The sequence below is a fragment of the Nocardia alba NBRC 108234 genome (assembly GCF_001612665.1).
Lineage (GTDB): Bacteria > Actinomycetota > Actinomycetes > Mycobacteriales > Mycobacteriaceae > Nocardia > Nocardia alba.
Genome location: NZ_BDAX01000027.1, coordinates 40,179 through 65,395 on the forward strand (window position 1 = coordinate 40,179; position 25,217 = coordinate 65,395).

Annotated in this window: 25 protein-coding genes and 1 tRNA gene; 10 read left to right on the plus strand and 16 right to left on the minus strand. The window is 66.6% G+C overall.

Features of this window, described 5'->3' with window-relative positions:
* Window positions 1–44: 44 nt before the first annotated feature.
* The 3 genes from NA12_RS26080 to NA12_RS26090 all read right to left on the minus strand — a co-directional run bounded on the left by NA12_RS26080 (window position 45) and on the right by NA12_RS26090 (window position 2,550).
* Window positions 45–1,646 carry a glycoside hydrolase family 13 protein gene (locus NA12_RS26080; RefSeq protein ID WP_067456823.1) on the minus strand — a complete coding sequence of 534 codons (1,602 nt, stop codon included), beginning with the start codon at window positions 1,644–1,646 and terminating at the stop codon, window positions 45–47.
* A gap of 188 nt (window positions 1,647–1,834) precedes the next feature.
* Window positions 1,835–2,245 carry a globin gene (locus tag NA12_RS26085; RefSeq protein ID WP_067456827.1) on the minus strand — a complete coding sequence of 137 codons (411 nt, stop codon included), beginning with the start codon at window positions 2,243–2,245 and terminating at the stop codon, window positions 1,835–1,837.
* A complete protein-coding gene (locus NA12_RS26090) occupies window positions 2,233–2,550 on the minus strand; it encodes a hypothetical protein (protein WP_132370220.1) in 318 nt (105 codons plus the stop codon). The genes NA12_RS26085 and NA12_RS26090 overlap by 13 nt, the downstream gene beginning before the upstream one ends.
* Here NA12_RS26090 and NA12_RS26095 point away from each other — a divergent pair.
* A complete protein-coding gene (locus NA12_RS26095; protein ID WP_243655085.1) occupies window positions 2,515–3,123 on the plus strand; it encodes an HNH endonuclease in 609 nt (202 codons plus the stop codon). The two genes, NA12_RS26090 and NA12_RS26095, sit on opposite strands and share 36 nt — an antisense overlap.
* Window positions 3,124–3,135: 12 nt before the next feature.
* On the opposite strand, the gene NA12_RS26100 is transcribed toward NA12_RS26095, so the two are convergent.
* Complete coding sequence (locus NA12_RS26100) at window positions 3,136–3,705, minus strand: helix-turn-helix domain-containing protein (protein WP_067456836.1); 570 nt, start codon at window positions 3,703–3,705, stop codon at window positions 3,136–3,138.
* Between the two features lie 67 nt (window positions 3,706–3,772).
* Between NA12_RS26100 and NA12_RS26105 the strand changes: the two genes are divergently transcribed.
* Window positions 3,773–4,465: an AzlC family ABC transporter permease gene (locus NA12_RS26105; protein WP_067456839.1), complete on the plus strand. Its 693-nt coding sequence runs from the start codon at window positions 3,773–3,775 to the stop codon at window positions 4,463–4,465.
* 52 nt (window positions 4,466–4,517) lie between these two features.
* Complete coding sequence (locus tag NA12_RS26110; RefSeq protein ID WP_067456842.1) at window positions 4,518–4,838, plus strand: AzlD domain-containing protein; 321 nt, start codon at window positions 4,518–4,520, stop codon at window positions 4,836–4,838.
* Between the two features lie 286 nt (window positions 4,839–5,124).
* On the opposite strand, the gene NA12_RS26115 is transcribed toward NA12_RS26110, so the two are convergent.
* From NA12_RS26115 to NA12_RS26145, 7 genes are all read right to left on the minus strand, one after another.
* A complete protein-coding gene (locus tag NA12_RS26115) occupies window positions 5,125–5,796 on the minus strand; it encodes a DUF8185 domain-containing protein (protein ID WP_067456845.1) in 672 nt (223 codons plus the stop codon).
* 4 nt (window positions 5,797–5,800) lie between these two features.
* Window positions 5,801–6,226 carry an acyl-CoA thioesterase gene (locus tag NA12_RS26120; protein ID WP_067456907.1) on the minus strand — a complete coding sequence of 142 codons (426 nt, stop codon included), beginning with the start codon at window positions 6,224–6,226 and terminating at the stop codon, window positions 5,801–5,803.
* A 41-nt stretch (window positions 6,227–6,267) separates the two neighbouring features.
* Entirely contained in the window at window positions 6,268–11,151 is a 4,884-nt protein-coding gene (locus NA12_RS26125) for an NAD-glutamate dehydrogenase (protein ID WP_067456848.1), read from the minus strand.
* A 233-nt stretch (window positions 11,152–11,384) separates the two neighbouring features.
* A complete protein-coding gene (gene ettA, locus NA12_RS26130) occupies window positions 11,385–13,061 on the minus strand; it encodes an energy-dependent translational throttle protein EttA (RefSeq protein WP_067456851.1) in 1,677 nt (558 codons plus the stop codon).
* A gap of 69 nt (window positions 13,062–13,130) precedes the next feature.
* Entirely contained in the window at window positions 13,131–13,697 is a 567-nt protein-coding gene (locus NA12_RS33300; RefSeq protein ID WP_084473107.1) for a single-stranded DNA-binding protein, read from the minus strand.
* A gap of 126 nt (window positions 13,698–13,823) precedes the next feature.
* Window positions 13,824–14,801, minus strand: a complete 978-nt coding sequence (locus NA12_RS26140; RefSeq protein WP_243655086.1) for a serine/threonine dehydratase — start codon at window positions 14,799–14,801, stop codon at window positions 13,824–13,826.
* Window positions 14,798–16,846 (minus strand): bifunctional copper resistance protein CopD/cytochrome c oxidase assembly protein, encoded by a 2,049-nt coding sequence (locus tag NA12_RS26145; RefSeq protein ID WP_067456853.1) that lies wholly within the window; start codon window positions 16,844–16,846, stop codon window positions 14,798–14,800. The genes NA12_RS26140 and NA12_RS26145 overlap by 4 nt, the downstream gene beginning before the upstream one ends.
* 136 nt (window positions 16,847–16,982) lie before the next feature.
* Here NA12_RS26145 and NA12_RS26150 point away from each other — a divergent pair.
* Window positions 16,983–17,056, plus strand: a tRNA-Arg gene (locus NA12_RS26150).
* A gap of 84 nt (window positions 17,057–17,140) precedes the next feature.
* Here the strand turns inward: NA12_RS26150 and NA12_RS26155 are convergent.
* A complete protein-coding gene (locus NA12_RS26155) occupies window positions 17,141–18,112 on the minus strand; it encodes an antibiotic biosynthesis monooxygenase (protein ID WP_067456856.1) in 972 nt (323 codons plus the stop codon).
* 1 nt (window position 18,113) lies between these two features.
* Window positions 18,114–18,758 carry a nucleoside deaminase gene (locus NA12_RS26160; protein ID WP_243655087.1) on the minus strand — a complete coding sequence of 215 codons (645 nt, stop codon included), beginning with the start codon at window positions 18,756–18,758 and terminating at the stop codon, window positions 18,114–18,116.
* Window positions 18,759–19,007: 249 nt separating this feature from the next.
* Here NA12_RS26160 and NA12_RS26165 point away from each other — a divergent pair, with 249 nt between their 5' ends.
* The 5 genes from NA12_RS26165 (at window position 19,008) to NA12_RS26180 (ending at window position 22,499) form a co-directional block, all read left to right on the plus strand.
* A complete protein-coding gene (locus NA12_RS26165) occupies window positions 19,008–19,541 on the plus strand; it encodes an OmpA family protein (RefSeq protein ID WP_067456862.1) in 534 nt (177 codons plus the stop codon).
* A 41-nt stretch (window positions 19,542–19,582) separates the two neighbouring features.
* Complete coding sequence (locus NA12_RS33875) at window positions 19,583–19,723, plus strand: hypothetical protein (RefSeq protein WP_157106416.1); 141 nt, start codon at window positions 19,583–19,585, stop codon at window positions 19,721–19,723.
* 166 nt (window positions 19,724–19,889) lie between these two features.
* On the plus strand, window positions 19,890–20,678 hold the full coding sequence (locus NA12_RS26170; RefSeq protein ID WP_067456864.1) for an ABC transporter permease: 789 nt from the start codon (window positions 19,890–19,892) through the stop codon (window positions 20,676–20,678).
* On the plus strand, window positions 20,671–21,504 hold the full coding sequence (locus NA12_RS26175; protein WP_067456867.1) for an ABC transporter permease: 834 nt from the start codon (window positions 20,671–20,673) through the stop codon (window positions 21,502–21,504). The genes NA12_RS26170 and NA12_RS26175 overlap by 8 nt, the downstream gene beginning before the upstream one ends.
* A gap of 2 nt (window positions 21,505–21,506) precedes the next feature.
* Window positions 21,507–22,499 carry an ABC transporter ATP-binding protein gene (locus NA12_RS26180; protein ID WP_067456869.1) on the plus strand — a complete coding sequence of 331 codons (993 nt, stop codon included), beginning with the start codon at window positions 21,507–21,509 and terminating at the stop codon, window positions 22,497–22,499.
* Between the two features lie 2 nt (window positions 22,500–22,501).
* On the opposite strand, the gene NA12_RS26185 is transcribed toward NA12_RS26180, so the two are convergent.
* Window positions 22,502–22,822: a hypothetical protein gene (locus NA12_RS26185; RefSeq protein ID WP_067456872.1), complete on the minus strand. Its 321-nt coding sequence runs from the start codon at window positions 22,820–22,822 to the stop codon at window positions 22,502–22,504.
* Window positions 22,823–23,156: 334 nt separating this feature from the next.
* Here NA12_RS26185 and NA12_RS26190 point away from each other — a divergent pair, with 334 nt between their 5' ends.
* Complete coding sequence (locus tag NA12_RS26190; RefSeq protein WP_067456914.1) at window positions 23,157–23,687, plus strand: DUF4254 domain-containing protein; 531 nt, start codon at window positions 23,157–23,159, stop codon at window positions 23,685–23,687.
* 3 nt (window positions 23,688–23,690) lie between these two features.
* On the opposite strand, the gene NA12_RS26195 is transcribed toward NA12_RS26190, so the two are convergent.
* Both NA12_RS26195 and NA12_RS26200 read right to left on the minus strand, forming a co-directional pair.
* Window positions 23,691–24,053 (minus strand): hypothetical protein, encoded by a 363-nt coding sequence (locus tag NA12_RS26195; protein WP_067456874.1) that lies wholly within the window; start codon window positions 24,051–24,053, stop codon window positions 23,691–23,693.
* A complete protein-coding gene (locus tag NA12_RS26200; protein WP_067456878.1) occupies window positions 24,054–25,205 on the minus strand; it encodes a fatty acid desaturase family protein in 1,152 nt (383 codons plus the stop codon).
* Window positions 25,206–25,217: the final 12 nt, after the last annotated feature.

A 25,217-nucleotide genomic window follows, 5' to 3' on the forward strand; every position in this document is an offset into this window, starting at 1 on the left:
TCATCCTCCGGCTGGCAGTTGCCCCACCGCGTGTCCGGCGCGGGCTACACCAACCAGGCCGCCGCGTTCGGTGGCAACCGATCCTCGGCCACCGGAGCACTCGACAACAGCACCTCCCCCGGCGGCAGCTGGATCGGGTCGTCCGAGGCGTTCAGTACGCAGGTCAGCCCGCCCGGACGACGGAAGGCGAGGCAGCCCTCCGGACTGCCGTACCACTCGATCTGCTGGCCCGCGAACTCCGGACGGGTGGCGCGCAGGTCGATCGCCAGCCGGTACAGCGACAGCGTCGAGTGCAGGGTCTCCAGTTGCGCTTCGACGGTACGGTCGGCCCAGTCGGCGGGGATCGGCAGCCACGGCTTGCCCGCGGTGAAACCGAACGGCGTGTTCGAACCCTCCCACGGCATCGGAACCCGGCAACCGTCCCGTCCGCGTTCCCGGTGGCCCGTGCGCTCCCACACCGGATCCTGCAGGACGTCGTCCGGTAGGTCGTCGACATTGGGCAGCGCCAGTTCGGCCCCGTTGTAGATGAACACCGCACCGGGCAGCGCGAGTTCGACCATCATCATCGCCCGCCCCCGCGCGACACCGGCCTTGCCGCCGCCGTACCGGGTCACCTCACGTTCGATGTCGTGATTGGACAGCGTCCAGGTGGGTGGGGCGCCCGCGTCGGCGACCGCGTCGATGGAGTGCGTGATCGCGTCGTGGACGCCGTCGGCGGTGAAGGGAGTCTCGGCGAGGCGGAAATTGAATGCCAGGTGCAACTCGTCGGGGCGGACGTATTCGCCGAAGCGAACGTTGTCGTCGACCCACACCTCGCCGATCGACACCGCGTGCGGGTAATCGTCGAGCACGGTGCGGATACGGCGGTGGATGGCGTGTACGCCCGGGTTGTTGAAGCGGGGATCGTCGTCGTCGTGGACGAGCATCTTGGTCTCGACCCGGTCCATATCGGGCAGGCCCTCCGGCTTGGCCATGCCGTGGGCGACATCGAGGCGGAAACCATCGACGCCGCGATCGAGCCAGAAGCGCAGGGTCTTCTCGAAGTCGTCGGCGACCTCGGGGTTGTCCCAGTTCAGGTCCGGCTGTTCGGGCGCGAAGATGTGCAGGTACCACTGCCCTGGCGTGCCGTCGGGTTCGGTGATCCTGGTCCAGGCGGGGCCGCCGAAGATGCTCGGCCAGTTGTTGGGCGGCTGCGCCCCGTGCTCGCCGCGACCGTCTCGGAAGATGTAGCGAGCCCGTTCGGGGCTGCCGGGCGCGGCCTCCAGCGCCTCGGCGAACCACGCGTGTTCGATGCTGGTGTGGTTGGGCACCAGATCCATCGTCACTTTGATCTCGCGGTCGTGCGCCTCGGCGATCAACTCGTCCAGCGCCGCCAGCCCGCCGAAGAGCGGGTCGATATCGCGCGGATCGGACACGTCATAGCCACCGTCGGCCTGTGGTGACCGCATCACCGGACAGATCCACAGCGCGTCGACGCCCAATAGCTCCAGGTACCCCATCTTCTCGCGGACACCGCCGAGGTCGCCGACGCCGTCACCGTCGGAGTCGGCGAACGAACGCGGATAGACCTGATAGAACACGGCGGTTTTCCACCACGAATCGGTGCGTGCTTCCCCCGGCACCGGCGAGGCAGGTGTCTGTGTCACACCCGCAATATTGCCAAAGATCACCGACACTATTCATGCGGGGCGAGACTTTCTGCGAATACGGCAAATCGCCAGCGTTTGCCACGCCACCGCGAAACATCATGGTAAAAGGCGCCATCGCGGCGAAACCGGCTCGCTATCTGCCCGACATCAGCGAACAGCGGGCACCGCGCGATCAGCTGAGACGGCTACGGTGCGTTCTGCAGCGAAGCTGCCGCCATCTGGAAGTAGTCCAGCAGAGCCTTGCGGTGTTCGTCGTCCAAGATCGACGGCTCGATCTCACCGACGGCGATCCGCATGCATCGCATCCAGGCGTCACGCTCGAGCGGCCCGACGACGAACGGATTGTGGCGCATGCGCAGGCGCGGATGCCCGCGCTCGTCGGAGTAGGTGCGCGGCCCGCCCCAGTACTGCTCGAGGAACATCCGGAACCGGCGCTCGGCCGGGCCGAGGTCCTCCTCCGGGTACAGCGGACGCAGGATCTCGTCGGCCGCGACCTCGCGATAGAACACCGACACCAGACGGCGAAACGTCTCCGCGCCGCCCACGGCTTCGTAGAAGGAGGTCGTTGTCTGCTCACCAGTGCTCACGGGTTCCATTGTGCCCCGATCGCCACGGTCACGAACGCGCCGCCCTTCAACCACAGTTCATCCGGAAGTTTGAAAAATAGCCGTGCAATACCGGCGGAACCATGGTCAACTGGGGTCAGTATCGGCCCCAGATACCACATGATCCTGCCAATCATGAAATTGAGGTCAACGAGATGAAGCAGCGACCGAGCGCCCGTTCCCACGAGGCGCGCACGCACCGACAACTCCAGCCCGCCGACGTCCACAATCGTGGCTCGGGGGCTATCCCGCTGCATATCTTGTCCGATCACCATCCGGGCGCTCATGATCTTCACGACCTGCCGCACCTCCCCGCGCCATTGCATCTCGCCGGAGACCACGACGCCGCCGCATGGCGCAAACGTCGGGTCCTGCTCCTCAACGCCACCTACGAGCCGCTCACCGCGCTGTCCGCGCGTCGAGCCGTCGTACTGCTGATCTGCGCCAAAGCAGACGCCGTCCACGACGATCCCGAAGGACCGGTCCTGCATTCCGCGGGCTCCGAAGTAGCGATTCCGTCCGTCATCCGCCTGCGCACCTATGTGCGGGTGCCCTACCGCGCCCGCGTGCCGATGACCCGCGCCGCGCTCATGCATCGCGATCACTACCGATGCGGGTACTGCGGCGGCAAGGCCGAGACCATCGACCACGTGATCCCGCGCAGCCGCGGCGGCGAGCACTCGTGGGAGAACTGCGTCGCCAGCTGCGCCCCCTGCAATCACCGCAAGGCCGACAAGATGCTGGCCGACCTGGGCTGGCATCTGCGCCACCCGCTGGTCTCACCCAAGGGGCCGCACTGGCGGCTGCTGTCCACCACCGCCGACCTGGATCCGATCTGGTTGCAGTACCTCGGCGAAGGGGCCGCCTGACATCGGGTCCGCTCAGACGCTCTCGGCGACCATCGTCGCCCACGTTCCCGGCTCGAGCGCTTCGAAGATGTGCGGGAGATCGCCCAGGTAGCGGATGTAGTCGCCGGGGCGCATCTCCACGGGGTCATCCGCCGGACCCGCCATGGCGCGGCCCGCCGCCAGGACGACATGTTCGACCACGCCGGGACTGTGCGGATCCGAGCGACGGGTGTGGCCGGGCTCGGCCGCGATGCGGTACACATCACAGCGGGTGTGCGACTGGCCGGCTGCGAGCAATGTCACCCGGTAGTCGGCATCGGCCGACGGGACCGCCGCGCCCTCGTTGGCGCGGATCACCTGAACGTTGGCCCGCGGCGGGTCGAGCAGCCGGGAGAAGGGCATGTCCAGGGCGACGCACAGCGCCCAGAGGGTTTCCAGGCTGGGATTGCCGGTACCCGATTCCAGTTGCGACAGGGTGGATTTCGCGACGCCGGCCCGATTCGCGACCTCGGTGAGCGAGAGCCCGGCACGAGCGCGTTCCCGACGCAGCGCCGCGGCGATCACCGCCTGGGGCGGTCCGACGACGGGGTCCTGCCGGTCCATCTACGCCTCCTGAGAGCTGGCGATACCGCGTTGACTTTACCCATCCCGTGCGTTCAATATAAACAACATGCGTTCGATATGGCGAACACTCGACCGGGCAACCGTGGCTGCCGTCGTCGCGGCGTGCTGCGCCGTCGGCCTGTTCGGCGTGTCCTACGGCGCGTCGACGATCGCGGCCGGGTTCCCGATGTGGATGCCGATCGTGATGGCCGTGACTGTGCTGGCGGGCGGGTCGGAGCTGCTGTTCTTCGGGATCGTCGCGGCCGGCGGTAGTCCGCTGGCGGCGGTGGTGGCCGGGCTACTGCTCAACGCGCGCCACCTGCCGTACGGATTGTCGGCGCCCGAGGTCTTCGGACACGGCTGGCGGCGAGTGCTCGGCATCCATGTCCTCAACGACGAATCGGTGGCCTTCGCCACGGCCCCCGGCGATCAGGAACGGAAACGCGCCGCGTACTGGGCGTGCGGTATCGGCGTGGCACTGTGTTGGCCGCTGGGCGCGACACTCGGCGCGGCACTGGGCTCGCTCGTGCCCGACACTTCCGTGCTCGGTTTGGACGCGGTGTTCCCGGTGATCCTGCTGGCGCTGATCCTGCCCGCTCTGCGCGACCGGGCGACAGTGCGACCGGTACTCGTCGGCGCCGGGTTGGCAGTATCGGTCGCGCCGTTCGTGCCGGCGGGACTCCCGGTGCTGATCGCCCTGGGCGGACTGGCCTTCGCCCTGCGCCCACCGACCCCTACCGCCGAGCAGGTCGCGACATGAACGCGCCATATCTGCTGCCCGCCGGCGGGCTCGCGGTAGGAACCGTGGCAGCGTGAACGCGCCATATCTGCTGCCCGCCATGTTGGCGCTCGCGGTAGGAACCTATGCGCTGCGATGGACCGGCCCCGCGATGCGCCATCGGCTGCGGTTGTCGCCCAGGGCAATCCACCTCCTGGATACCGGCGCCCTCATTCTGCTCGCGGCGCTGGTGGCAACGGCCACGCTGCCCACCGGCTCCGGCCACCTCGGCATCGCCCTGCCCGCGGGTGTCGGCGTGGGTGGAGTTCTCGCGTGGCGGCGCGCACCGCTACTGGTCACCGTGCTGGCGGCAGCCACGACCACCGCTGCGCTGCGCCTCCTCGGTGTGCACTGACCGCCGAGCGACTGCGCACCCCGAGACCGCCACGACAGCCCTGCCGACCCGCTACTCGTAGCCGTGCCGGCAGGAGCCACGACCACCGCACTGCCGCGCCTCATCGGCAGGCACTTGACCGCTGAGCGATTTCATTCCGCCGTCTACCCGAGACGCGCAGACCGCCCGCGTCTGCAGCCACAGGCGCCCGCCGTTGGCGATCTCGGAGGTAACCATGGCCGGGCGCTGGCCACGCTCCCGCCCCGAAATCCTATGACCGGGGGCGGGAAACTCCGATTCACCGAACTCAACTGGGCGACAAGGGAATCCCGCCACCCAGTCGCCGCGCGACGGACCCGTATCGCGCATCCAATCGCAACCACGTCCGGGTAGCCCGCACCCGCACCAGCTCCGACGGCTGAATCCGACGCGACTCCGCCTTGTCCCCCGCATGCGGAATGAAATCCATCGCGGTGAGGGCGAATACCACCCGCATCGGCACCTGCACCTGGAGATCGCCCGCACCGGTGACAGTGAGCACCGACTGGTCGAGCAACGACGCGGGCGGCCCATGCGCACCGCCGTGTTCCCGGGCGACGTCGGCACCGCGTTCGGCCAGTTCGACCAGAGCCCGCGCGGGAACATCCTCCACATGAGCGAACCCGTCCGTCGGCGGCAACGCGCCACGCCACGCCGAGTCCATCGAATAGCCGAGATCGACCGGGTGACCGGTGCCCAGCCCGGCGAGGACCGAGTCCGCACCGACGGTGACATCGTCGACACCGAGTTCGGCGGTGATCGTGCGCACCGCCAGCGTCTCGAACCCTGTTGCGACCCAGGCGGATACGAGACTGGAACCCCTCCGCCGCAACCGGACGACAGCGGCCGGGTCGAGACGGAGGGCACGAGTGAGGAAGGTGGCCAGGTTCTCGCGTTCGGCCGGGTCGGGCGTGTACAGCACCCGCTGCTCGGAGCTCACGCGATCAAGCCCGCCACAGTGCCAGGTAGTCGCGTTCGGACTCGCTGAGCCTGCGCAGGCGCTGGGTGTCGATGTCGAACGCGGCGAGCTGAGTGCTCGCGATGACCGCGGGCGGCGAATCGGGGGCCGCACCATTGGCCCGCACCTCGTAGCCGATGGTGAAATCAACCGCGCGCAGCTGTTCGACCCACATGGCGATGTCGAGCGGGGTGTCCTCGTGGCGTAACTGCCCGCGGTACTTCACATGCAGGTCGACCAGCACACATCCCTGTCGCCCCATCGACGCCGTCGGCTTGTCGTCGTCGAACAGCCACGGAATCCGCGCCTCTTCCAGCAGGGTCACCATCCGAGCGTGATTCACGTGCTGGAACACGTCCATGTCCGACCAGCGGATCTCGACCTTCGCGTGAAAACGCTGCGGCAACACCAGCTCCGGTGTGGGCGTGGCGGTGTTGCCGCTCGGCGAACTCGTCACCGTGGTACCTCCGATTGGGCGCCCACCCCGCTCACCATGCTCCGCACCTGTCGCGCGGCAACCGACAGTGTGGCGAGGTCGTGGGTCCCGGACTCGAACAGTTCCGACAGTGCCGCGCGCGCACGGCCGAGCCGGGACTGATTCTTCGACTCCCAGTATGCAATTTTCTCATCGGGAGTTTCCTCCGGGTCACCCGCGGACAGCACGTCGAGGGTGAGCGAACGCAACGAACCGTACATGTCGTCACGCAGGGCGAGCCGCGCCAGCGCGTGCCAGCGGTCGCCGCGTTCGAGGTGGCTCACCGCCTCGAGCAACCAGTCGATCTTGAGATGATCGTTGAGCGCGTAGTACAGCGCGCCCACCTCGGTGCCGTCGCGATCGGTGATGTCGGCGATATCGACGATGTCGAGCAGGGGGAACAGTCCGAGCAGCCCGAACACCTCGGTGGCCAGGTCGGTCGACGCGCCGTCGGCGATCAGCTCGGCGGCGCCCTGGGTGAGGGCGGTGACATGGTGGCCTCGCAACCAGCCCGGCACCTGCGGCGCCAGCTCCTGCACCCGGCGGTGATAGCGGTTGATCTCGGCACCGACCGCGATGGGCTGTGGCCGGTTGCTCAGCAACCACCGCGATGCCCGGTCCAGCGTCCGCTTCGACTCCAGTTCCAGCAGGTCACAGACCCTGGCGGGGGCGTCGGCGCCGCGGATGCGCGACCACGCGTCGTGGAGCTGGAAGATCTCGGTGGCCGCGGCGAACGCGCGCACCGTATCGGTGGTGGTGGCGCCGACCTCTTCGTTGAGCCGATGCGCGTAGGTGATGCCGCCGTAGTCGACGACCTCGTTGACGATCATCGTGGTGATGATCTCGCGACGCAGCCGATGCTTCTTGATGGCGGCACCGTACTGCTCCCGCAGCGGCGTCGGGAAGTACTGGGGCACCTTGCTCGCGAAATAGGCGCTGTCGGGCAGGTCGGTATCGAGCAGGTCGGCCTTGAGTCCGAGCTTCACGTGCGCGAGCAAATTGGCCAGTTCGGGCGAGGCGAGCCCGGTGCCCTCCTCACCCCGACGGGCCAACTCGGCAGTCGACGGCAACGCTTCGAGCTCACGGTCGAGGCCGCGTCGCTGTTCGAGGTCGGCGATCACGCGGCCGTGCACATTGAGCATCTGGGGCGCGTCGGTACGGGCGATCCCGATCAGAGTGTTCTGATCGACGTTGTCCTGCAACACCATTCGAGCGACCTCGTCGGTCATCGAGGCCAGCAGCGGATTACGGTCGGCGGGCGCGAGGCCACCCGCGCTGACCACGCCGTCGAGCAGGACCTTGATATTGACCTCATGGTCGGAGCAGTCGACGCCCGCGGAGTTGTCGAGTGCGTCGGTGTTCATCTTGCCGCCCGCGCGGCAGAACTCGATCCGGCCGAGCGCGGTGGCGCCCAGGTTGCCGCCCTCACCGATCACCTTGACCCGCAACCGATTTCCGTCGACGCGCACCGCATCGTTGGACTTGTCACCCACCTCGGCATTGGATTCGGTGCTCGCCTTCACATACGTACCGATGCCGCCGTTCCACAGCAGTTGCACAGGCGCCAGCAGAATCGCGCGCACGAGCTCCGGCGGCGAGAGCGTCTGCACCGAATCGGGCAGACCGAGCACGCTGCGTGTCTGCGGCGAGATCGGCACCGACTTCACGGTCCGTTCGAACACCCCGCCGCCTTCGCTGATCAGGCTCCGGTCGTAGTCGGCCCACGAGGATCGCGGCAGTGCGAACAACCGCTCACGTTCGGTGAACGAACTCGCGGCGTCAGGGCTCGGGTCGAGGAAGATATGCCGGTGGTCGAACGCGGCGACCAGCCGGATATGCGGCGAGAGCAGCATGCCGTTGCCGAACACGTCACCGCTCATGTCACCGACCCCGACCACGGTGAATTCCTGGCTCTGGGTGTCGATGTCCATCTCGCGGAAATGGCGTTTGACCGCTTCCCACGCACCCTTTGCGGTGATGCCCATCGCCTTGTGGTCATAGCCCGCCGAGCCGCCGGAGGCGAAGGCGTCACCGAGCCAGAAGCCGTAGCTGGTGGCGACATCGTTGGCGATATCGGAGAAGCTGGCGGTTCCCTTGTCGGCGGCGACCACCAGGTAGGTGTCGTCACCGTCGCGGCGCACCACCCGATCGGGCGGCAGCACCGCGCCGGTGGCCAGGTCGACATTGTCGGTGACATCGAGCAGCCCGGAGATGAAGGTGCGGTAGCAGGCGATGCCCTCGGCGATACTCGCCTGACGGTCGACAGCCGGGTCCCCGATCGAGGCGGGTGGACGTTTCACCACGAAACCACCCTTGGCGCCGACCGGCACGATCACCGCGTTCTTCACGGCCTGCGCCTTGACCAGGCCGAGGATCTCGGTGCGGAAGTCCTCGAGCCGGTCCGACCAGCGCAGGCCACCACGCGCCACCGAGCCGAACCGCAGGTGCACGCCCTCGACCCGCGGTGAGTACACGAAGATCTCGAATTGCGGTCGCGGCTTGGGCAATTCGGCGATCTCGCGCGGCTCGACCTTCAGCGCCAGGTAGTCGCGCGGGCGACCATCGGCGTCGAGGACGTAGTTGTTGGTTCGCAGGGTCGCCTTGATGAGGCCGAGAATGGCGCGCAGGATGCGGTCGGCATCCATGCTGACCACCTCATCGATCCCGGCCCGCACGCGCTGCTCGAGCTCGACGGCGACCTCGACGGACACGGTGTCCGGGTCGAAGCGAGCGGCGAACAGATCGACGAAATCGCGCGCGACCTCCGGATGGGCCAGCAGCACGCGAGCGATATTGACCTGGGAGTACGGGAATCCGGCCTGCTGCAGGTATTTCGCGTACGCGCGCAGGATCGCGACCGAACGCCACGGCAGGCCGGCACGCAGGACGAGTTCGTTGAGACCGTCGGCTTCGGCCCGGTCGTACCAAACTGCCTCGAAGGCATCGGTGAACCGGGTTCGGAGGGCGTCGAGATCACCGGGGGCTTCGAGCAGTGCGGCGTCGAGATCGCCGCCGAGTGCGTTGCGCAGCAGCTCCGGCCGGGCCTGCAGGCCGAAATCGTAGATCCATCGCTCGGCGGTGCCCTCGCATTCGAGCTCGTACGGCCGTTCGTCGACCACCTCGACACCCAGGCTCTGCAAGACCGGCAGCACCTGACTCAGCGAGACACCGGAACCGGCGATGTAGAGGCTGAACCGCCATGAACCGGGCGCCGCCTCAGGCCTGCGGTAGAGGTGCTGACCGATGCCGCCGTCGGTGAGTCGCTCGAGGCGCACGATGTCGGCCAGCGCGCGGGCGGGCGCGAAATCCTCTTTGTAACTTTCGGGCAGCGCCTCCGAATACCGTTTCACCACAGCGGGATCGAGCACAGTGGACGAGGCAACGGCGTCGTCGATCCGGTCGTCCCAGGTGTGGCTGGCCGCGTTGAGCAGGGTCTGCAGACGCAGCCGGTTGCCCTCGGAGGTGTCGGGGCGGGCCTGGCCGGTGGCTTCCGCGGGCATCATCACCGTGAAATACACACTGGCGAGCTCACTTTCGCTCACCCGCGCCGAGTAGTCGATATCGACGCCGCCGAGTTCGGCGACCAGAATCTCCTGCATCTCCAGACGCACGGCGGTCGTATAGCGATCGCGCGGCAGATACACCATGCACGCCACGAAACGGCCGTAGCCATCGCTGCGCAGGAACAGTCGGACCTGCCTGCGCAAGCCGACACCGAGCACCGCGACGGCGGTGCGGCGCATGGTCTCGGTGTCGGCCGAGAACAGTTCGGTGCGCGGGAACGACTCGATCACCTCGAGCATCGCCTGCCCGGAGAAGGAGTCCTTGTCGAACCCGGCGCCCTCGATCGCGGTCCGCACCCGGCGGTTGATCACCGGGATGTCGAGCACGTTCTCGTGCACCGCGCTGACGGTGAACACCCCGATGAACAGGTGCACGCCCACCTCGGCGCCCGTTTTGTCGACATCGGCGACACCAACGAAGTACGGGTACACCGAGCGGTGCACGGTCGCGCGCACCAGGCCCCGGGTGAGCAGCAGCAACGGGCGGTCTTCACCGTTGATGGGCACTCGGAAATCGGTACCGACATCGGGCCGGAGCACACCCAGGCTCGCACCAGGTACCACGGTGGACACCGTGTGACCGTTCTCGACGCCACGACGGTAGCGGGCATAACCCAGCAGGGTGAAGTTACCCGCGGCCAGCCAGCGCAGCAGCTTGGCGCAATCGGCCACTTCGATGTCGGGGAACGGAGTGGACCCGGCGGCGAACCGGTCGAGCGTGTCGGCGAGCGAGCTCTGCACCCGAGCCATCGCCTCGGTGTCGTCGATCACCTGACGGACGTCGTCGATCACCTGGGGCATGGTGCGCTCGATGTGATCGAGCTGGGCCCGGCTGGTCGACGGGTGCAGCTGCAAGTGCATCCACGATTCGGTGAGCCCGGTCGCGCTGTGACCGTCCACCTCATGGGCCGAGGCTCCGGTGAGGTGGCCGTGCTCGTCGCGGACGACCTCGAAGATCGGGTGGATCACCTCGGAGACGCTCACCTGCATCCGACCCAGCGCCGCGGTGAGCGAATCCACCAGTAGCGGCATGTCGTCGGTGACGACCTGAACCGCGGCGCCCATCCCGGTCCCGTCGTCGGGATGGTGCACCCGCACGCCGGCCCTACCCGGCATCCGCACGGCGGCCAATTCCATGTGGTGCCGGAAGATCTGCGTGATTCCGGGAATCGGGAAGTCCGCGTCACCGGTATCGACGTGTCGGAAGTACGCCTCCTCGAGAGCCCCGAGATCGCCGCGCAAGCTCCGCGGCATTCCCGCGGCCCACGCCGCAGTGGAGATTTCCGACGAGACCGTCATCGTTTAGCCCACTCCCATGGATTGTGGTTCGCTTCGATTTCGCAACACAGGTGACGCATTTTCGAGACTAGCTGCGGGTAGCTGAACACGCTGAGGCAATTCGGGCTTGCCGCGCCGGTAACTTGGCGAATGCTGGATGAACGCCTGGGGGCACCGGGCCGCACAACGCCGACGGCCCGGTGGCACGACCGTTCACAGATCGTTCCACCGGGCCGTCGTACAGGCCGCGCGTATCAGTCGCGCGTCAGCTTGCGGTGCGTAACACGGTGCGGGCGAGCAGCTTCGGCGCCGAGACGCTCGACCTTGTTCGCCTCGTACGCCTCGAAGTTGCCCTCGAACCAGAACCATTTCGCATCGTTGTCGCGGTCGCCCTCCCACGCCAGGATGTGGGTGCAGGTGCGATCGAGGAACCACCGGTCATGGGAGATCACGACGGCGCAGCCAGGAAATTGCTCGAGCGCGTTCTCGAGCGAACCGAGGGTTTCCACATCGAGGTCGTTGGTCGGCTCGTCGAGCAGGATCAGGTTGCCGCCCTGCTTGAGCGTCAGTGCCAGATTCAGGCGGTTGCGCTCGCCACCGGAGAGCACCCCCGCCGGCTTCTGCTGATCCGGGCCCTTGAAGCCGAACGCGCTGACGTAGGCCCGCGAGGGCATCTCCTGGCTGCCGACCTGGATGAAGTCCAAGCCTTCGGAAACGACCTGCCAGACGTTCTTCTTCGGGTCGATGCCCGCGCGGTTCTGGTCGACGTAGCTCAGCTTGACCGTCTCGCCGACCTTCACCTCACCGCTGTCGGCCGATTCGAGACCGACGATGGTCTTGAACAACGTCGTCTTGCCGACGCCGTTGGGTCCGATGACGCCGACGATGCCGTTGCGCGGCAACGTGAACGACAGATCCTTGATGAGCTGACGATCGCCGAAGCCCTTATCCAGGTTCGACACGTTGACCACGATGTCACCCAGCCGCGGACCCGCGGGGATCTGAATCTCCTCGAAGTCCAACTTGCGGTGCTTCTCGGCCTCGGCCGCCATCTCCTCGTAGCGACCGAGTCGAGCCTTGTTCTTGGCCTGGCGGGCCTTGGCGCCGGACCGCACCCAGGCCAGTTCGTCCTTGAGCCGCTTCTGCAGCTTCTGGTCCTTCTTGCCCTGGACCTCGAGTCGCTGGGCCTTCTTCTCCAAGTAGGTGGAGTAGTTGCCCTCGTACGGGTAGGCCCGGCCACGGTCGAGCTCGAGGATCCACTCGGCCACGTTGTCGAGGAAGTACCGGTCGTGTGTCACGGCCAGCACCGCGCCCGGGTACGAGGCCAGGTGCTGTTCGAGCCACAGCACGGACTCGGCGTCGAGGTGGTTGGTCGGTTCGTCGAGCAGCAGCAGATCGGGCTTGCTCAGCAGCAGCTTGCACAGCGCGACGCGGCGACGCTCACCACCGGAGAGATTGGTGACCGGCTCGTCCGGCGGCGGGCAGCGCAGCGCGTCCATGGCCTGCTCGAGCTGGGAGTCGACATCCCAGGCGTCGGCGTGGTCGAGGAACTCCTGGAGCTTGCCCATCTCGTCCATGAGCTCATCGGAGTAGTCGGTAGCCATCAGTTCGGCGATCTCGTTGAACCGATCCAGCTTGACCTTGACCTCGCCGAGGCCCTCTTCCACGTTGCCGCGGACGGTCTTCTCCTCGTTCAGGTCGGGTTCCTGCATGAGGATGCCGACCGTGGCGCCGGCACCCAGAAACGCCTCGCCGTTGTTGGGCCGGTCGATCCCCGCCATGATCTTCAGCACGCTGGACTTACCCGCGCCGTTGGGACCCACAACACCGATCTTGGCGCCGGGAAGGAAGTTCAAGAACACGTCGTCGAGGATGACTTTGTCGCCGTGCGCTTTGCGAACCTTGATCATCTGATAAATGAACTCAGCCATACGCGGAAGCCTATCGGTGGGGGAAACAGGGACGGGATGGGGAAGGGACGAGTGCCGCGGAAACGACCCTCATGCGTCGACCTGCTCAGCACCGGTGGTGCTCGACACCACGTCCGGCGATCGCGCGGGGAGAGGATCCGCCACGGTCGTACAGGCTACGGCAACGGGTTCGGCCATCGCATACCCGGTGGCAGCGTCGTCGGCCTTCGCCGGCACAGCGTCGCGGGGCTCGGAAATATTCCGCACCACCGCGTGTGGCAGCGATCGCAGGCCCTCGGACCGGCGAATAACGTTCGCGTGGCATCGCGCGAGATCCGGCCCGACGGCGACCGCGCGCATCTCCAGATCCCGCCGCTCGGTTCCGTCCTTACCGCGGTACTCGTGCGAGCGGAGTTGCCCGTAGGCGATCACCGGATCGCCGCGGTGCAACGATCGATCCACCCCTGACACCAGCCTGCGCCAGCACGAGATCGTGAGATACAACGTGCCGTTGTCGGTCCACTCCCCCGATGTGGCGTCGAATCGCCGCGAATTGCTCGCCATCCGGAACGTCAGCATCTGTTCGCCGTTGCTGAGATCGCGCCGCATCGGATGTGTGATGACGGTCCCGATCACCGTCGTGTGCGCTTCGTACATCGTGCTCGCCCCCGCTCGAATCCACCGTAATCGCTCTGACCACCCAAGAATGGCCTGTCGAACGGTGGTGCGGGGGGCGCGCGATGAATCTGTGGATGAATCAGTCGGTTGTGAACAACGTCGGTGTCAGAGCACGGGAAGCTCGGTGTTCGCCCCGCACAGGACCACGATCGGGCGCACACCGGGCTCCGGTGTGTACACACCGCTCTGCACGGCGGCCAGCGCGGCGGCGCCTTCGAGCTCGACCACCACCCGGAACTCACGCCAGAGATACTCGCGGGCGGCGGCGACCGCGTCGTCGGCCACCGCGACCGTAGACATCCGGTGCCGCTGGGCGATATCGAAGGCGATATCACCGACCCTGGTGGTGCACAGCAGCTCGGTGGCGTGCGCGGGCCCGGCGATATCGACGGGCGCCCCCGCCGCGAGCGCCGCCGAGAGCACCGGAATGTGCTCGGACTCGATGCCGACGATCTCCCTGCGCTTGCCCAGCGCGGCCCCGAGGCCCGCGATGAGCCCGCCGCCGCCGACCGCGGCCAGCACCGGCGGTCTGCCACGCACCTGTTCTTCCAGTTCGAGCCCGATCACCCCGGCGCCCGCCACCACGGCGGGCATGTCGTAGGCGTGCAGATGCTCGGCCCCGCGCTCGGTGGCCAGGTTGCGCGCCCGACGTTGCGCCTCGGCGTACGTCGTTCCGTGCCACAGCACTTCGGCGCCGTGCGCCCACATCGCGGCTACTTTGGTGTGCGGGGCGGATTCCGGCACGACGATCGTGCACTCCATGCCGAGCTGTGCCGCGGCCAGCGCGACCGCGATGCCCGCGTTGCCCGCCGAGGCGACAACCACCCGGTCGGCGCCGCTGTCGGCGGACAGTAGGGCGTTGAGCGCGCCACGCACTGTGAACGTGCCGCCGTGCTGTAGGAACTCCATTTTCAGTGACACCGCCACCGGGCCGTCCGGTCCGTCCACACTCGTGTGGAACACCGGCGTCTTGCGCACCCGGCCGGCCAGGCGCCGCCGGGCCGCCCGCACATCGGTGCGCAGTACCCGCGCCGGTTCGGCTCGCTCGGTCGATTCGCTCGACGGCACACCGAATCCGCTCACCGGCGGACCTCACCGTCACGCCGTGCCAGCTCGGCGTACATCGCGTTGTAGGCGGTCAGGTCGGCGTCGTTGTCGCGGTCGGCGGCCCGGTCGGTGCGCTTGGCCAGCTTGGTGTCGCTGCGCGACCATTGGATCAGCAGGGCGAGCATCACCACCACCAGCGGAACCTCACCACTGGCCCAGGCGAAACTGCCACCGTTGCGCTGGTCGGCGAGCAGGTCGATGTTCCAGCCGAGGTCGAGGGTGCGATAGAACCAGTCGCCGAGCACGGTGGTCATGCTCATCAGCGCGATGCCGAAGAACGCGTGGAACGGCAGCGTGCCGAACACCATCGCGAGCTTGGTGAGCGGCGCGACCTCGCGCGGCTTGGGGTCGATCCCGATCACCACCCAGTAGAACAGGTAGCCGCTGAGCAGAAAGTGCGTGTTCATCATCAGGTGGGCGGCGTGCGAGTCGACATAGGTGTCGAAGATCCCGCCCAGGTACAGCGCGTAGAACCCGGCGACGAAGATCAGTGACGCCACCACGGGTTGGGTGAGGAACCGGGAGACCGGGTTGTGCACAGCCGCCAGAATCCATTCCCGCGGCCCCGGCACACCACCGCGACCCGCAGGCGGCAGCGCGCGCAACGCCAGGGTCACCGCGCCGCCGAGGGCGAGCAGGATCGGCGCCAGCATCGACAACGCCATGTGCGCGCCCATGTGCACGCTGAACATCGCCGGCGAATAGCGCCCGACCCCCGACGACGTCGCCAGCAACAGCACCAGGCAGCCGCTGCACCAGGCGATGGTTCGCCCGAGCGGCCAGGCATCGCCGCGCTTGCGCAGCCGGTAGACGCCGAGCAGGTAGAGCGCGGCGAGCACGATCGCCAGCGTTCCGAAGATCAGGTCGAAGCGCCAGTCGAACAGCAGGCGGCTCACGGTCGGCGGGCCCGCGAGGGTGTAGCCGAGCTCCACTTCGACCGGTGTCGGCACCGCGGTGGGCGGCGGTGGCGGGGTGCGGCCGAGCCCCACTGCCAGGCCGATGGTCGCCGCGAAGATCAGCATCTCCACCCCGGCGAAACGGATGAGCGCGCCGCGATCGCGCGGATCGGCGGCCAGCGCGGGCAACGACGCCCGTCGCTGCAGGTAACCGATGACGCCGAGCACCAGCAGCGCGGCCGCTTTCGCGAGCACCAGCCTGCCGTAGGTGGTGGTGAAGAGGTCGGCAGGGGGCACCCGGACCCAGGCGTTGACGACACCGCTGAGACCGATCACCACGATCGAAATGGTGGCGGCCACCGAGAACCGGCGGGCGGCGATATCGGTATTCACCCCACCGCGCATCGCGTGGGCCAGCACCGCGATCAGCCCGCCGACCCAGACCGAAGCCGACACCATGTGCAGGATCAGCGAGTTGGTCGCCACGTCGTGGGAACCACCGGCGGACGAGTGCCCGGTCAGTGCCAGCGGCATCATGGTCACCAACGCGCCGACCAGCAGCACCGGCGTCCAGCCCCAGCGCAACGCGCACCGACAGCCGATCGCCAGGATCAGCGCGAACACCGCCGTTGTCCGCCACGCGCCCGCGACCTCGACCTGTGTGATCACCGGCCACAGCTCTTCGGGTCGCCAGAGCGCGCTCACCGGCTGACCGGTCGTATCCGACACCGTCAACGGCACCAACAACGCCGCGCTCGCGGCCCACACCAGCGCGGCGTCGGAAGCCCGGCGCACCGCCCGATAGCCGCCGACCTCGAGCAGACCGCCGTCACGCGGAGGCAGCAGAAACGCCGCGAACAGCAGAGACCCGACGGTCATCGCGGCAGCCAGATCGGCCACCGCGCGCAACGCGGGCAATCCATATGTTGTCAACGCCCCCGGATCGGGTATACCGAGCAAACTGAGCGCGTGCGCCGCCGACAACCCGACCACCATCGCCGCGACCACCGCGGCGATGCACCCGGCCACAACGCTGAGCACACCGAATGGCGCCGCCGAACCCGATTCCGCCGACGATCCGCCGTCGACAGCGGGTCCAGCGGCGGGTTCCGGCGATAACGACATGACAACGAGGGTAGTTCGACGTGCCAGGCGACCCCCCGATGGGGCGCTCACCCGATCCTGCGCTCGCCGATCCGGTCGGTCGCTATACTTTTCGAGCTGGACAGCGTGGCCGACTTCGGCCAAGGTTGATGCGACTGCCTCCGTAGCTCAGTTGGATAGAGCAAGGGCCTTCTAATCCCTAGGTCGCAGGTTCGATTCCTGCCGGGGGCGCACATGGCTCCTGACCTGCACATATTGCCGGTCAGGAGCCTTCTTCGCAGGGTGCCTATGTCGAAATGATTCCTTGCTGTCGCGTCACGGAAGAGTCCAGAACACCCGCGTCACCAAATAGAAGAAGATCGCGGCGACGGTCAGGAAACCCACCGAGCAGGCCAGCCCGACCAGGTCGGTGCGAGGATCGGGGCGTGGGACCGGTCGCATCCAGAATCCCAGCGCACGGGTGACGATCGGCATCACCACCCAGGTCAGCAGACTGACCGACAGGATATTGCCGACCAACAGGCTGATCCACAGTTGCGCGCCCGGCCAGATCTCGGCGATGACCACGGTGAGGATCACGACCGTCGGATACAGCCCGACCAGCACCGACAGCGCCGTCTTCCACGATGCGGGCCCCCCTTGCTCGCCGGTCTCGCTCGGCGGAAACCACGACCCGTAGGGGTTGGCGATGCGGTGGACCTCGAAGTCGCGGAAGTCCGGTGCTTCCTCGAGCAGCGCTTTGCGCTGGGGCGATTCGAGCCAGTGGTTGAGATTCTCGGCCGAAGCGAAGGAATAGATGATCGTCCAGTCGGCCTGCACGCCGGGAATCGGCCGATGCAGCCCGGATCCGCGAAAGCCTCGAAATGTTCGTTCGACCTCGGTCATGCGGTCCTGCCAGGCGATGAATTCCGTCTCCCGGTCGGCCGCGACGGGGTGCGAGACAACGACGGTCACTATCTCGTCGTCCGGCTCATCGACCAGTACGTGCTGAGTCGAGGGCTGCTCGAAGAGTTCGGTTGCCCGGGCGAGCAGTTCGCGGCGCGTATCGCTGGCGAGCCAGCGCTTCAGGTTGCCGATGTCGTCGAACCGATACACCACCGACCAGTCGGATTGCGCGTCACCCGGCGGCGTCACGTCAGCGCCGAGGAATCCCGGGAACGCCGCAGCGGCGTCGTTCACTTCCGCCTGCCACCGCCGGAACTCGACCTCGCGACCGACGCGAGGCTGCTGCGTGATGACCACCGTCGCCGCGGCGGGTCGCGGCGGCGGAGCTTTCGCGGCCGCCATGTCAGTACGGGTGCTTGTCGGCCTTTTCGGCCCAGCTCTTGTACGCTTCGGCGCCCAGATCCCTGCGGAACTGTTCGATTCGCACGGACCGTTCGGGCAGTGGTCGCGTGAAGTCCTCGTATTGATACGCGTCGTCGAAACCGATTTCGCTGGTGTCGGCCAGGTCGCTCGCGAAATGCACGGCGTCGAGTCGCGCCCAGTAGATCGCGCTCATACACATGGGGCAGGGTGCGCCGCTGATGTATATCTCCATTCCCATCAACATTTTCGCGCGTTCGGGAACCTTGTCGACCGATCCTTCGGGTCGCGGGACCAATTCGAGCGTCGACTCGTTCTGGTGCTCTTTGGAAATGCTCGGACCCTGGCCGTTGAGCACCTGGGATGCCTTGCGAATGGTTTCTATCTCGGCGTGCGCGGTGGCGTCACCGGTGAGTAGCACGCGATTCTGCCCGCGCGCGACGATCACCCCGTCCTTGGCGATGACGGCACCGAAGGGGCCGCCCCAGTCATTGTCGACAGACTCTCTCGCCAGCCTGCAAGCCTCTTCCATGAGTTCATCCGGTGTCATAGGTTTTTGCACCTCGCAGTGTGGCTCGGATGTATTACCTGACGGCTTGTCGGTGCCGTAGCGGCGACGACCACACACACGATTGATCCTTTGCCGCGTACCGAATCTACCTCCGGCCACAACCGCTGTGAGACAACGAGCGCAATGGCGACGTATTCGTCTGACTTCGGACACCAGTCCGTGTCCTGGGTCAGGGCGCGGCCGGCTCACCCATTTCGGGTGAGCCGCGCCCACCGCCGATATGTGACGCTGGTCGCGGCAGGCGGTGCGAAGCACGACCCCTCTGTAAGGCCAACTGTCCGGCATTCACCAGCAAGGGAGAATTCGATGAAACTCAGCACCAGCGTCTGTGGGATCGCATCCATCGCGGTAGTTGTGCTGATGACCGCGGCGTGCAGCTCCGATGACGACTCCTCCGCACCGGCGGCCACCACGACCATCACGACCACCCAGACCGATACCGCGCGCAGCAGTGCCGCCGCGACGGCGTCCTCGATGATGAGCACCGTGCGCGCCACCGCGCAGCAGGCGGTTCAGGATGCGATCAACACGGTGTTGGCCACCGCGCCGATCACCTTCGACGCCGGGAGTTCGGACCTCAGCACGGTCGCCACCGCGACGCTCAAAGCGGTAGCGGTCCCGTTGAAGGGCAACGACACCAAAATCGAGATCACGACCTACGCCGAGGATTCGAATACCGGCACGGCCAAATCCCTGGCCGAGGCCCGCGGTGACAATATCGCGGCCGAGCTGGAGAGCAGCGGCATCGACAAGTCACGCATCACCGTGAAGTCCGACGCGAATCCCTCCGATTCGCAGGTCGACCCCAACACCGCCGCGATCACGGTGGTCGACGAATAACGGGTTGCGCTGACCGTCATACACCGCCGTGACGTGCGCTGATGCCGGTCACGGCGGTGCGATGGCGGGAGGGGGCGATGGGCCGGGTAATCTTTGGCCCCATGTGGATCATCCTTGCCATCTCCGTGGTCAGCTCGGTCGCCATCGCGATCTTGTTCGCGACGGGCTTCCCCAAGGACTGAGCATGTGCCGATAGCCCGGTGTGCGGCGGGCGTCGGCAATCCGCGCCGTTCTCGTCCTGATCCGGGGCGACCGGCCTAGAGTTGAGTGATTGTGCGGGGCAATGTGGCGGGGGATGGTGGGCTTGCCTTCGCGGTGCGGCGACAACGTAAGCCTGGGGCTTTCCGGGTGTATTGGACGCTGGCGCGGGCGGGATTCAAGCGGCAGGCGCAATACAAACTGGCGATGTTCGCCGGGCTGTTCACCAACTGCGTGTTCGGCTTCGTTCGTGCGGCGGTGATGGTCGCGGCGGTGCGTGCCGCCGGTGATTTCGGTGGGTACGACGAGGGCACCATCGGGGCCTACGTGTGGTTGTCGCAGGCGTTGCTGGGCGCCACCCAGTTCATGGGACCGCAGATCGACCTGGTCGACCGGATCAAGTCCGGTGATGTCGCGATCGATTTCCTGCGTCCGATCGACGTGCAGCTCGGCTATCTGGCCACCGATATGGGCCGCGCCGCCTGCACCATCCTGCCGCGCGGGGTACCGAGCATCCTCATCGGCGCCGCCACGTTCGGCTTGTCGATGCCGAGCACGCCGGTGGCCTACGTACTCGGCCTGATCAGTGTGCTGCTCGCGGTGGCCCTGTCGTTCCTGTGCCTGTTCGCGGTGGCACTGATCGGGTTCTGGGTGGTCGAGATCCGCGGCATCCGGGTGCTGTACCAGATCGTCGGCACGTTCCTGGCCGGGCTTTTCGTCCCGGTGCACATGTTCCCCGACTGGTTGCGTGTCATCGCCATGTCTACGCCGTTTCCCTCCATCCTGCAGGCCCCGATCGATACCCTGTCCGGGCGGGCCGCAGGGGTGGACGCCTTGATCATCGTTGCGATACAGGGCTTCTGGGTGTTGGTGATCGGACTGCTCGGCAGGGTGTTGCTGCGGGCGGGACAGCGCAGGCTGGAGGTACAGGGTGGCTGAACCGGATTCCGCGCGCATTCTGGCCGGGACCTGGTTCACCCCCTATCTCGCAGTATTGCGTTCGCGTGTGAAAGCACAGCAGGTGTACCGCCTTTCGTTCGCCACCGAGGTGTTCAGCGCCTTCCTGATCGGGCTGGTGGAGTTCGCCGAGGTGTGGGTCATCTTTCACAATGTCAAGCACCTCGGCGGCCTCGATGTCGACGCTGCGCTGCTGCTGTTCGGGCTGTCCAACACCTCGTTCGCGCTGTCCCAGGTCGCGGTCGGGCATCTGGATTCACTGCCGTCGATGATCCGGATGGGCACCCTCGACGCGTATCACCTTCGCCCACAACCATTGCTGTTGCAGCTGGTGACCAGCGACATCTCGTTACGCAGGCTCGCGCGGGCCGCGGTAGCGGTGATCGTGCTCGGGATCGGGCTGTGGCGCAACGATATCGACTGGGGCATCGCCCCGGTTACCTTGATCGTGATCACCCTGATAAGTGGAATAGCCCTGTTCTGTGGCCTTTTCGTATGCGCAGCCGGACTACAGTTCTTTCTTATAGATGGTGCCGAGCTCACCAACAGCTTCACCTACGGCGGTTCGTTCGCCGCGATGCAGCCGGCCTCGGTGTTCCCGACACCGCTGAAACTGTTGTTCGGGTTCGCGATTCCCGTCGCGTTCACGGCGTACGTGCCGACGCTCGCCCTGCTCGGTCTGCCGGGCCCACCACTGTTGCCCGCGTGGTCGGCGTGGCTGACGCCACTCGCGGCGGCGTGGGTGTGGCTGCTCGCAGCGGCGGCGTGGCGGATCGGTACGAGGCATTATCAGGAAGGAGGGGGATAACGATGCACGAGCACGAGCACCGCGAACCGATCATCGACATCGACGACCTCACCCGGCAATTCACCGTCTACCGCAAGAACGGCAGCCGCTGGCGCCGTCATCGCGACACCATCACCGCCGTCGACCGGATGAGTTTCCGGATCGAACGCGGCTCGGCGGTCGGCTACATCGGCGCCAACGGCGCGGGTAAGTCGACGACCATCAAGATGCTCACCGGCATCCTCGTGCCGACCACCGGAACCGTGCGCACCTGCGGCCTCGAGCCGGTGCGCCAGCGCAAGGAACTCGCCTCGCGCATCGGCGTCGTGTTCGGGCAGCGCTCGCAACTGTGGTGGGACCTGCCGCTGCACGAATCGTTCGCGATCCTGGCCGCGATCCACCGTCTGGATCCCGATATCGCCGACAAGCGGACGCACGAACTGGTGGAACAGCTGGAGATGGCCGACACTCTCCACACTCCCGTCCGCCAGCTCTCCCTCGGTCAGCGCATGCGCGCGGAAGTGGCGGCCGCACTGTTGCATTCGCCCGAGCTGGTGATCCTGGACGAGCCGACGATCGGCCTCGATGTGCTGTCCAAACAGCGATTACGTGAGTTCCTGCGCGCCGAACGGATCGAGCGAGGCACCACGCTGCTGCTCACCACCCACGATATGGGCGATATCGAACGACTCTGCGACCGAGTGCTCGTGGTCGACTACGGCAGGCTGGTGTACGACGGTTCACTGACGGGGCTCGGCGCCACCGTCGGCGCGCGCCGGGTGCTGGCGGTGGACCTGGCCGCTCCCACAGAGGATCTCGACGATCTGCCGTGCGGGGCGCAGTTACTGTCCAGTGAGGCGGGCGGCATGCGCCAACGACTGGCCTTCGACGCCGAGAAGACCACCGCGGCGGCTTTACTGGCGGCGGTGTCGGACCGGGCGCAGGTGCGCGATCTGTCGATCGAGGAACCCGATATCGAAGACGTGGTTCGCCGGATCTACGAGTCCACCCGCTGAATTCAGCTCGGGGCGTCCGGGTTTCCCGCGTACATGCTCACCTCGCCGCCCTCCCCGAGGAAGGCGTTGACCAGCATGATCCGCTGCGCGCGTAGTTCCTCGTCGTCGGGGGCGCCGGTGGTGATCGAAATCTGCGGGATGGCAGCCCAGTTCACGACATAACGCTCGGGCGGGCCGTCGTCGTCGGACAGGCGCGCGAGCCGGAACACCGATACCGCACGGCGTTCCATCAGGCCGCGCACGACATCGGCGATGGCCTCCGGGGCTTCGAGGGCGAACAGGAACCCGAAGGTCAGCTCGGGCGAGGACACGTAGGCGGGCACAATTATCGAGGTTAGTCCATTTCGCGCCGTGATGATCGCCGCCGAATGCGCCGTCGCGGTTACCGGGGAGTGCTCATGGGGAGACCCGGGCGTAATGGTGGATAACAATTCTCGCCGACCGCCGGGTTTGTCCACCATGCTATTGCGCGTCGGTACCGAATCGCGCTTTCCTGAATGGGTCCCGTTTTCCCCGGGCCGTCTTCTCCACCCGCAGCGTCGCGGACCTTTGTCGACGTCCGGGCGGGTCTACGTCGGTGCCGGGGAGTGCACCCCCACACACATCCTCCCCGGTTCCGGCGTATCCATGGACAACAGCGCTATCAGGGGTGTGCCCATGCCGATCGACCACGGCCATCGTCTGGATGCCGCACAGCTGCCCACTCCCGCGGCACTGTTTCGGGCCTTTCTGGAAACCGACCACCCCGACCCGACGCCCCACCGGGTGCTCGACGCCGCCCGCGGGCTCGCGAGCTGCCACGATCGCCGGCGCCGGGTGCTGGAACAGGCACGCGACCCCGCCGCGTCCAGCAGCACCGGCGCGGCGTGCGCGCGCCTGGTCGACGACATCGACCACGACAGGAGCGCGCTGATCGCCCGCATCGACAACTGGGTCGCCACCCATGTGGAACACCGTGACGGCGCTTCGCTGCACACCGAGACCCTGGGCGCGGTGATCGACCGGATGGCCGCGAAATGGATCCTCGCCCAGCAGGCCATGGCAGGACCCGCGCACACGACGACGACACCACGGCAGCGGGAGGCTCGCACCCATCTGCAGTGGTGTCGTCTTGCCGAATTGACCGACGGCTACCGGGATCTGATCACCGATGTCACCGAACACCGCAGGCGGTTGCCGGTGTGGTGAGGATCAGGGCTGCTCGCCCTTGACCTTGTCGTCTACGGCCGGGGCTTCGACGCCGTCCGCCGGGGCTGTGTCGTTCGCGGTCGGCTCCGCGAACGAGGCCCGCGCGCCGAAGTCGTCCGCTACCGGCGCGTCGAGGTCGACGAACTCGGTCTCGGTTTCGACGTAAGACGCATCCCGCTCGGCATCGCGACGAGCGGCCGCCGCGGCTTCGCGCATTTCGATCGCATCGGTGACGAACTCGCCGATCTCACGCGCGACCTCGGCGACGGTCCCGGTGATCAGCGAGGCGATTTTGCCCACCCGCTGCGCACCGGACGCCGTCAATTCCTGGACCAGATCCTTGTTGCTTTCGAATTTCCCGACCATTTACCCGCTCACCGTGGAGGTTTCCGGCTGATTTCGCATAACGATAACACCGGGCTTGGGGTCACTCTTCGTGAAACCATCGGGCAGCGCGAGCTTGAAGATCTTGCCCCAGACCGAGCCGATCTGCTTGGAGAAACGACCGGTGTTGTAGGGCAGGCCGTACTTCTCGGCCAGCGCCTTCACCTCGGGCGCGATCTCCGGATACCGGTTGGCCGGGATATCGGGGAACAGGTGGTGCTCGATCTGGTGCGAGAGGTTGCCCGACATGATGTGGAACAGCCGCGAGCCGTTGATGTTGGCCGAGCCGAGCATCTGACGCACGTACCACTCACCGCGGGTCTCGACCTCGGTCTCCTCCTTGGAGAACGTCTGCACACCCGACGGGAAGTGACCGCAGAAGATGATCGAATAGGTCCACACGTTGCGCACCAGGTTGGCCGCCGCGTTGCCCGCCAGGGTCGACAGGAACAGCGGACCGGTCAGCGCGGGGAACATCACGTAGTCCTTGAGGACCTGCTTGCCCGCCTTCTTGCCCTGACCCTTGAGCAGGGGCTTGAGGTCGGACCACTTGCGCTTGCCCTTGACGATGTTGTCGGCCTCGAGGTCGTGAACCATCACGCCCCACTCGAAGAAGGTCATCAGCAGGAAGGCGTAGAGGGGGTTACCCAGGTAGTACGGGTTCCACTTCTGCGCCTCATCGATGCGCAGGATGCCGTAACCGATGTCGCGGTCCATGTCGACGATGTTGGTGTAGGTGTGGTGCATGTAGTTGTGCGAGTGCTTCCACTGGTCGGCCGGGCAGACCGTGTCCCAGTCGAATTCGCGGGAGTTGATGCCGCGCTCGCGCATCCAGTCGTACTGGCCGTGCATCACGTTGTGGCCGATCTCCATGTTGTCGAGGATCTTCGACACACCGAGCGCGGCGACGCCGGCCAGCCAGAACGGCGGCAGGAAACCCAGGTACATCAGACCGCGGCCGGCGATCTCGAAGCCACGCTGGGTCTTGATGATGTTGTAGATGTAGTCGCGGTCGCGTTCGCCGAGATCATCGACGACGCGGGCGCGGATCGCGTCGAGCGCGGCGCCGAGTTCTTCGACCTGCTCCGGGCTCAGGATGACCGGACCGTCTTTGCCTTCGGTGAGAATCGTCATGGCTGTATCTCC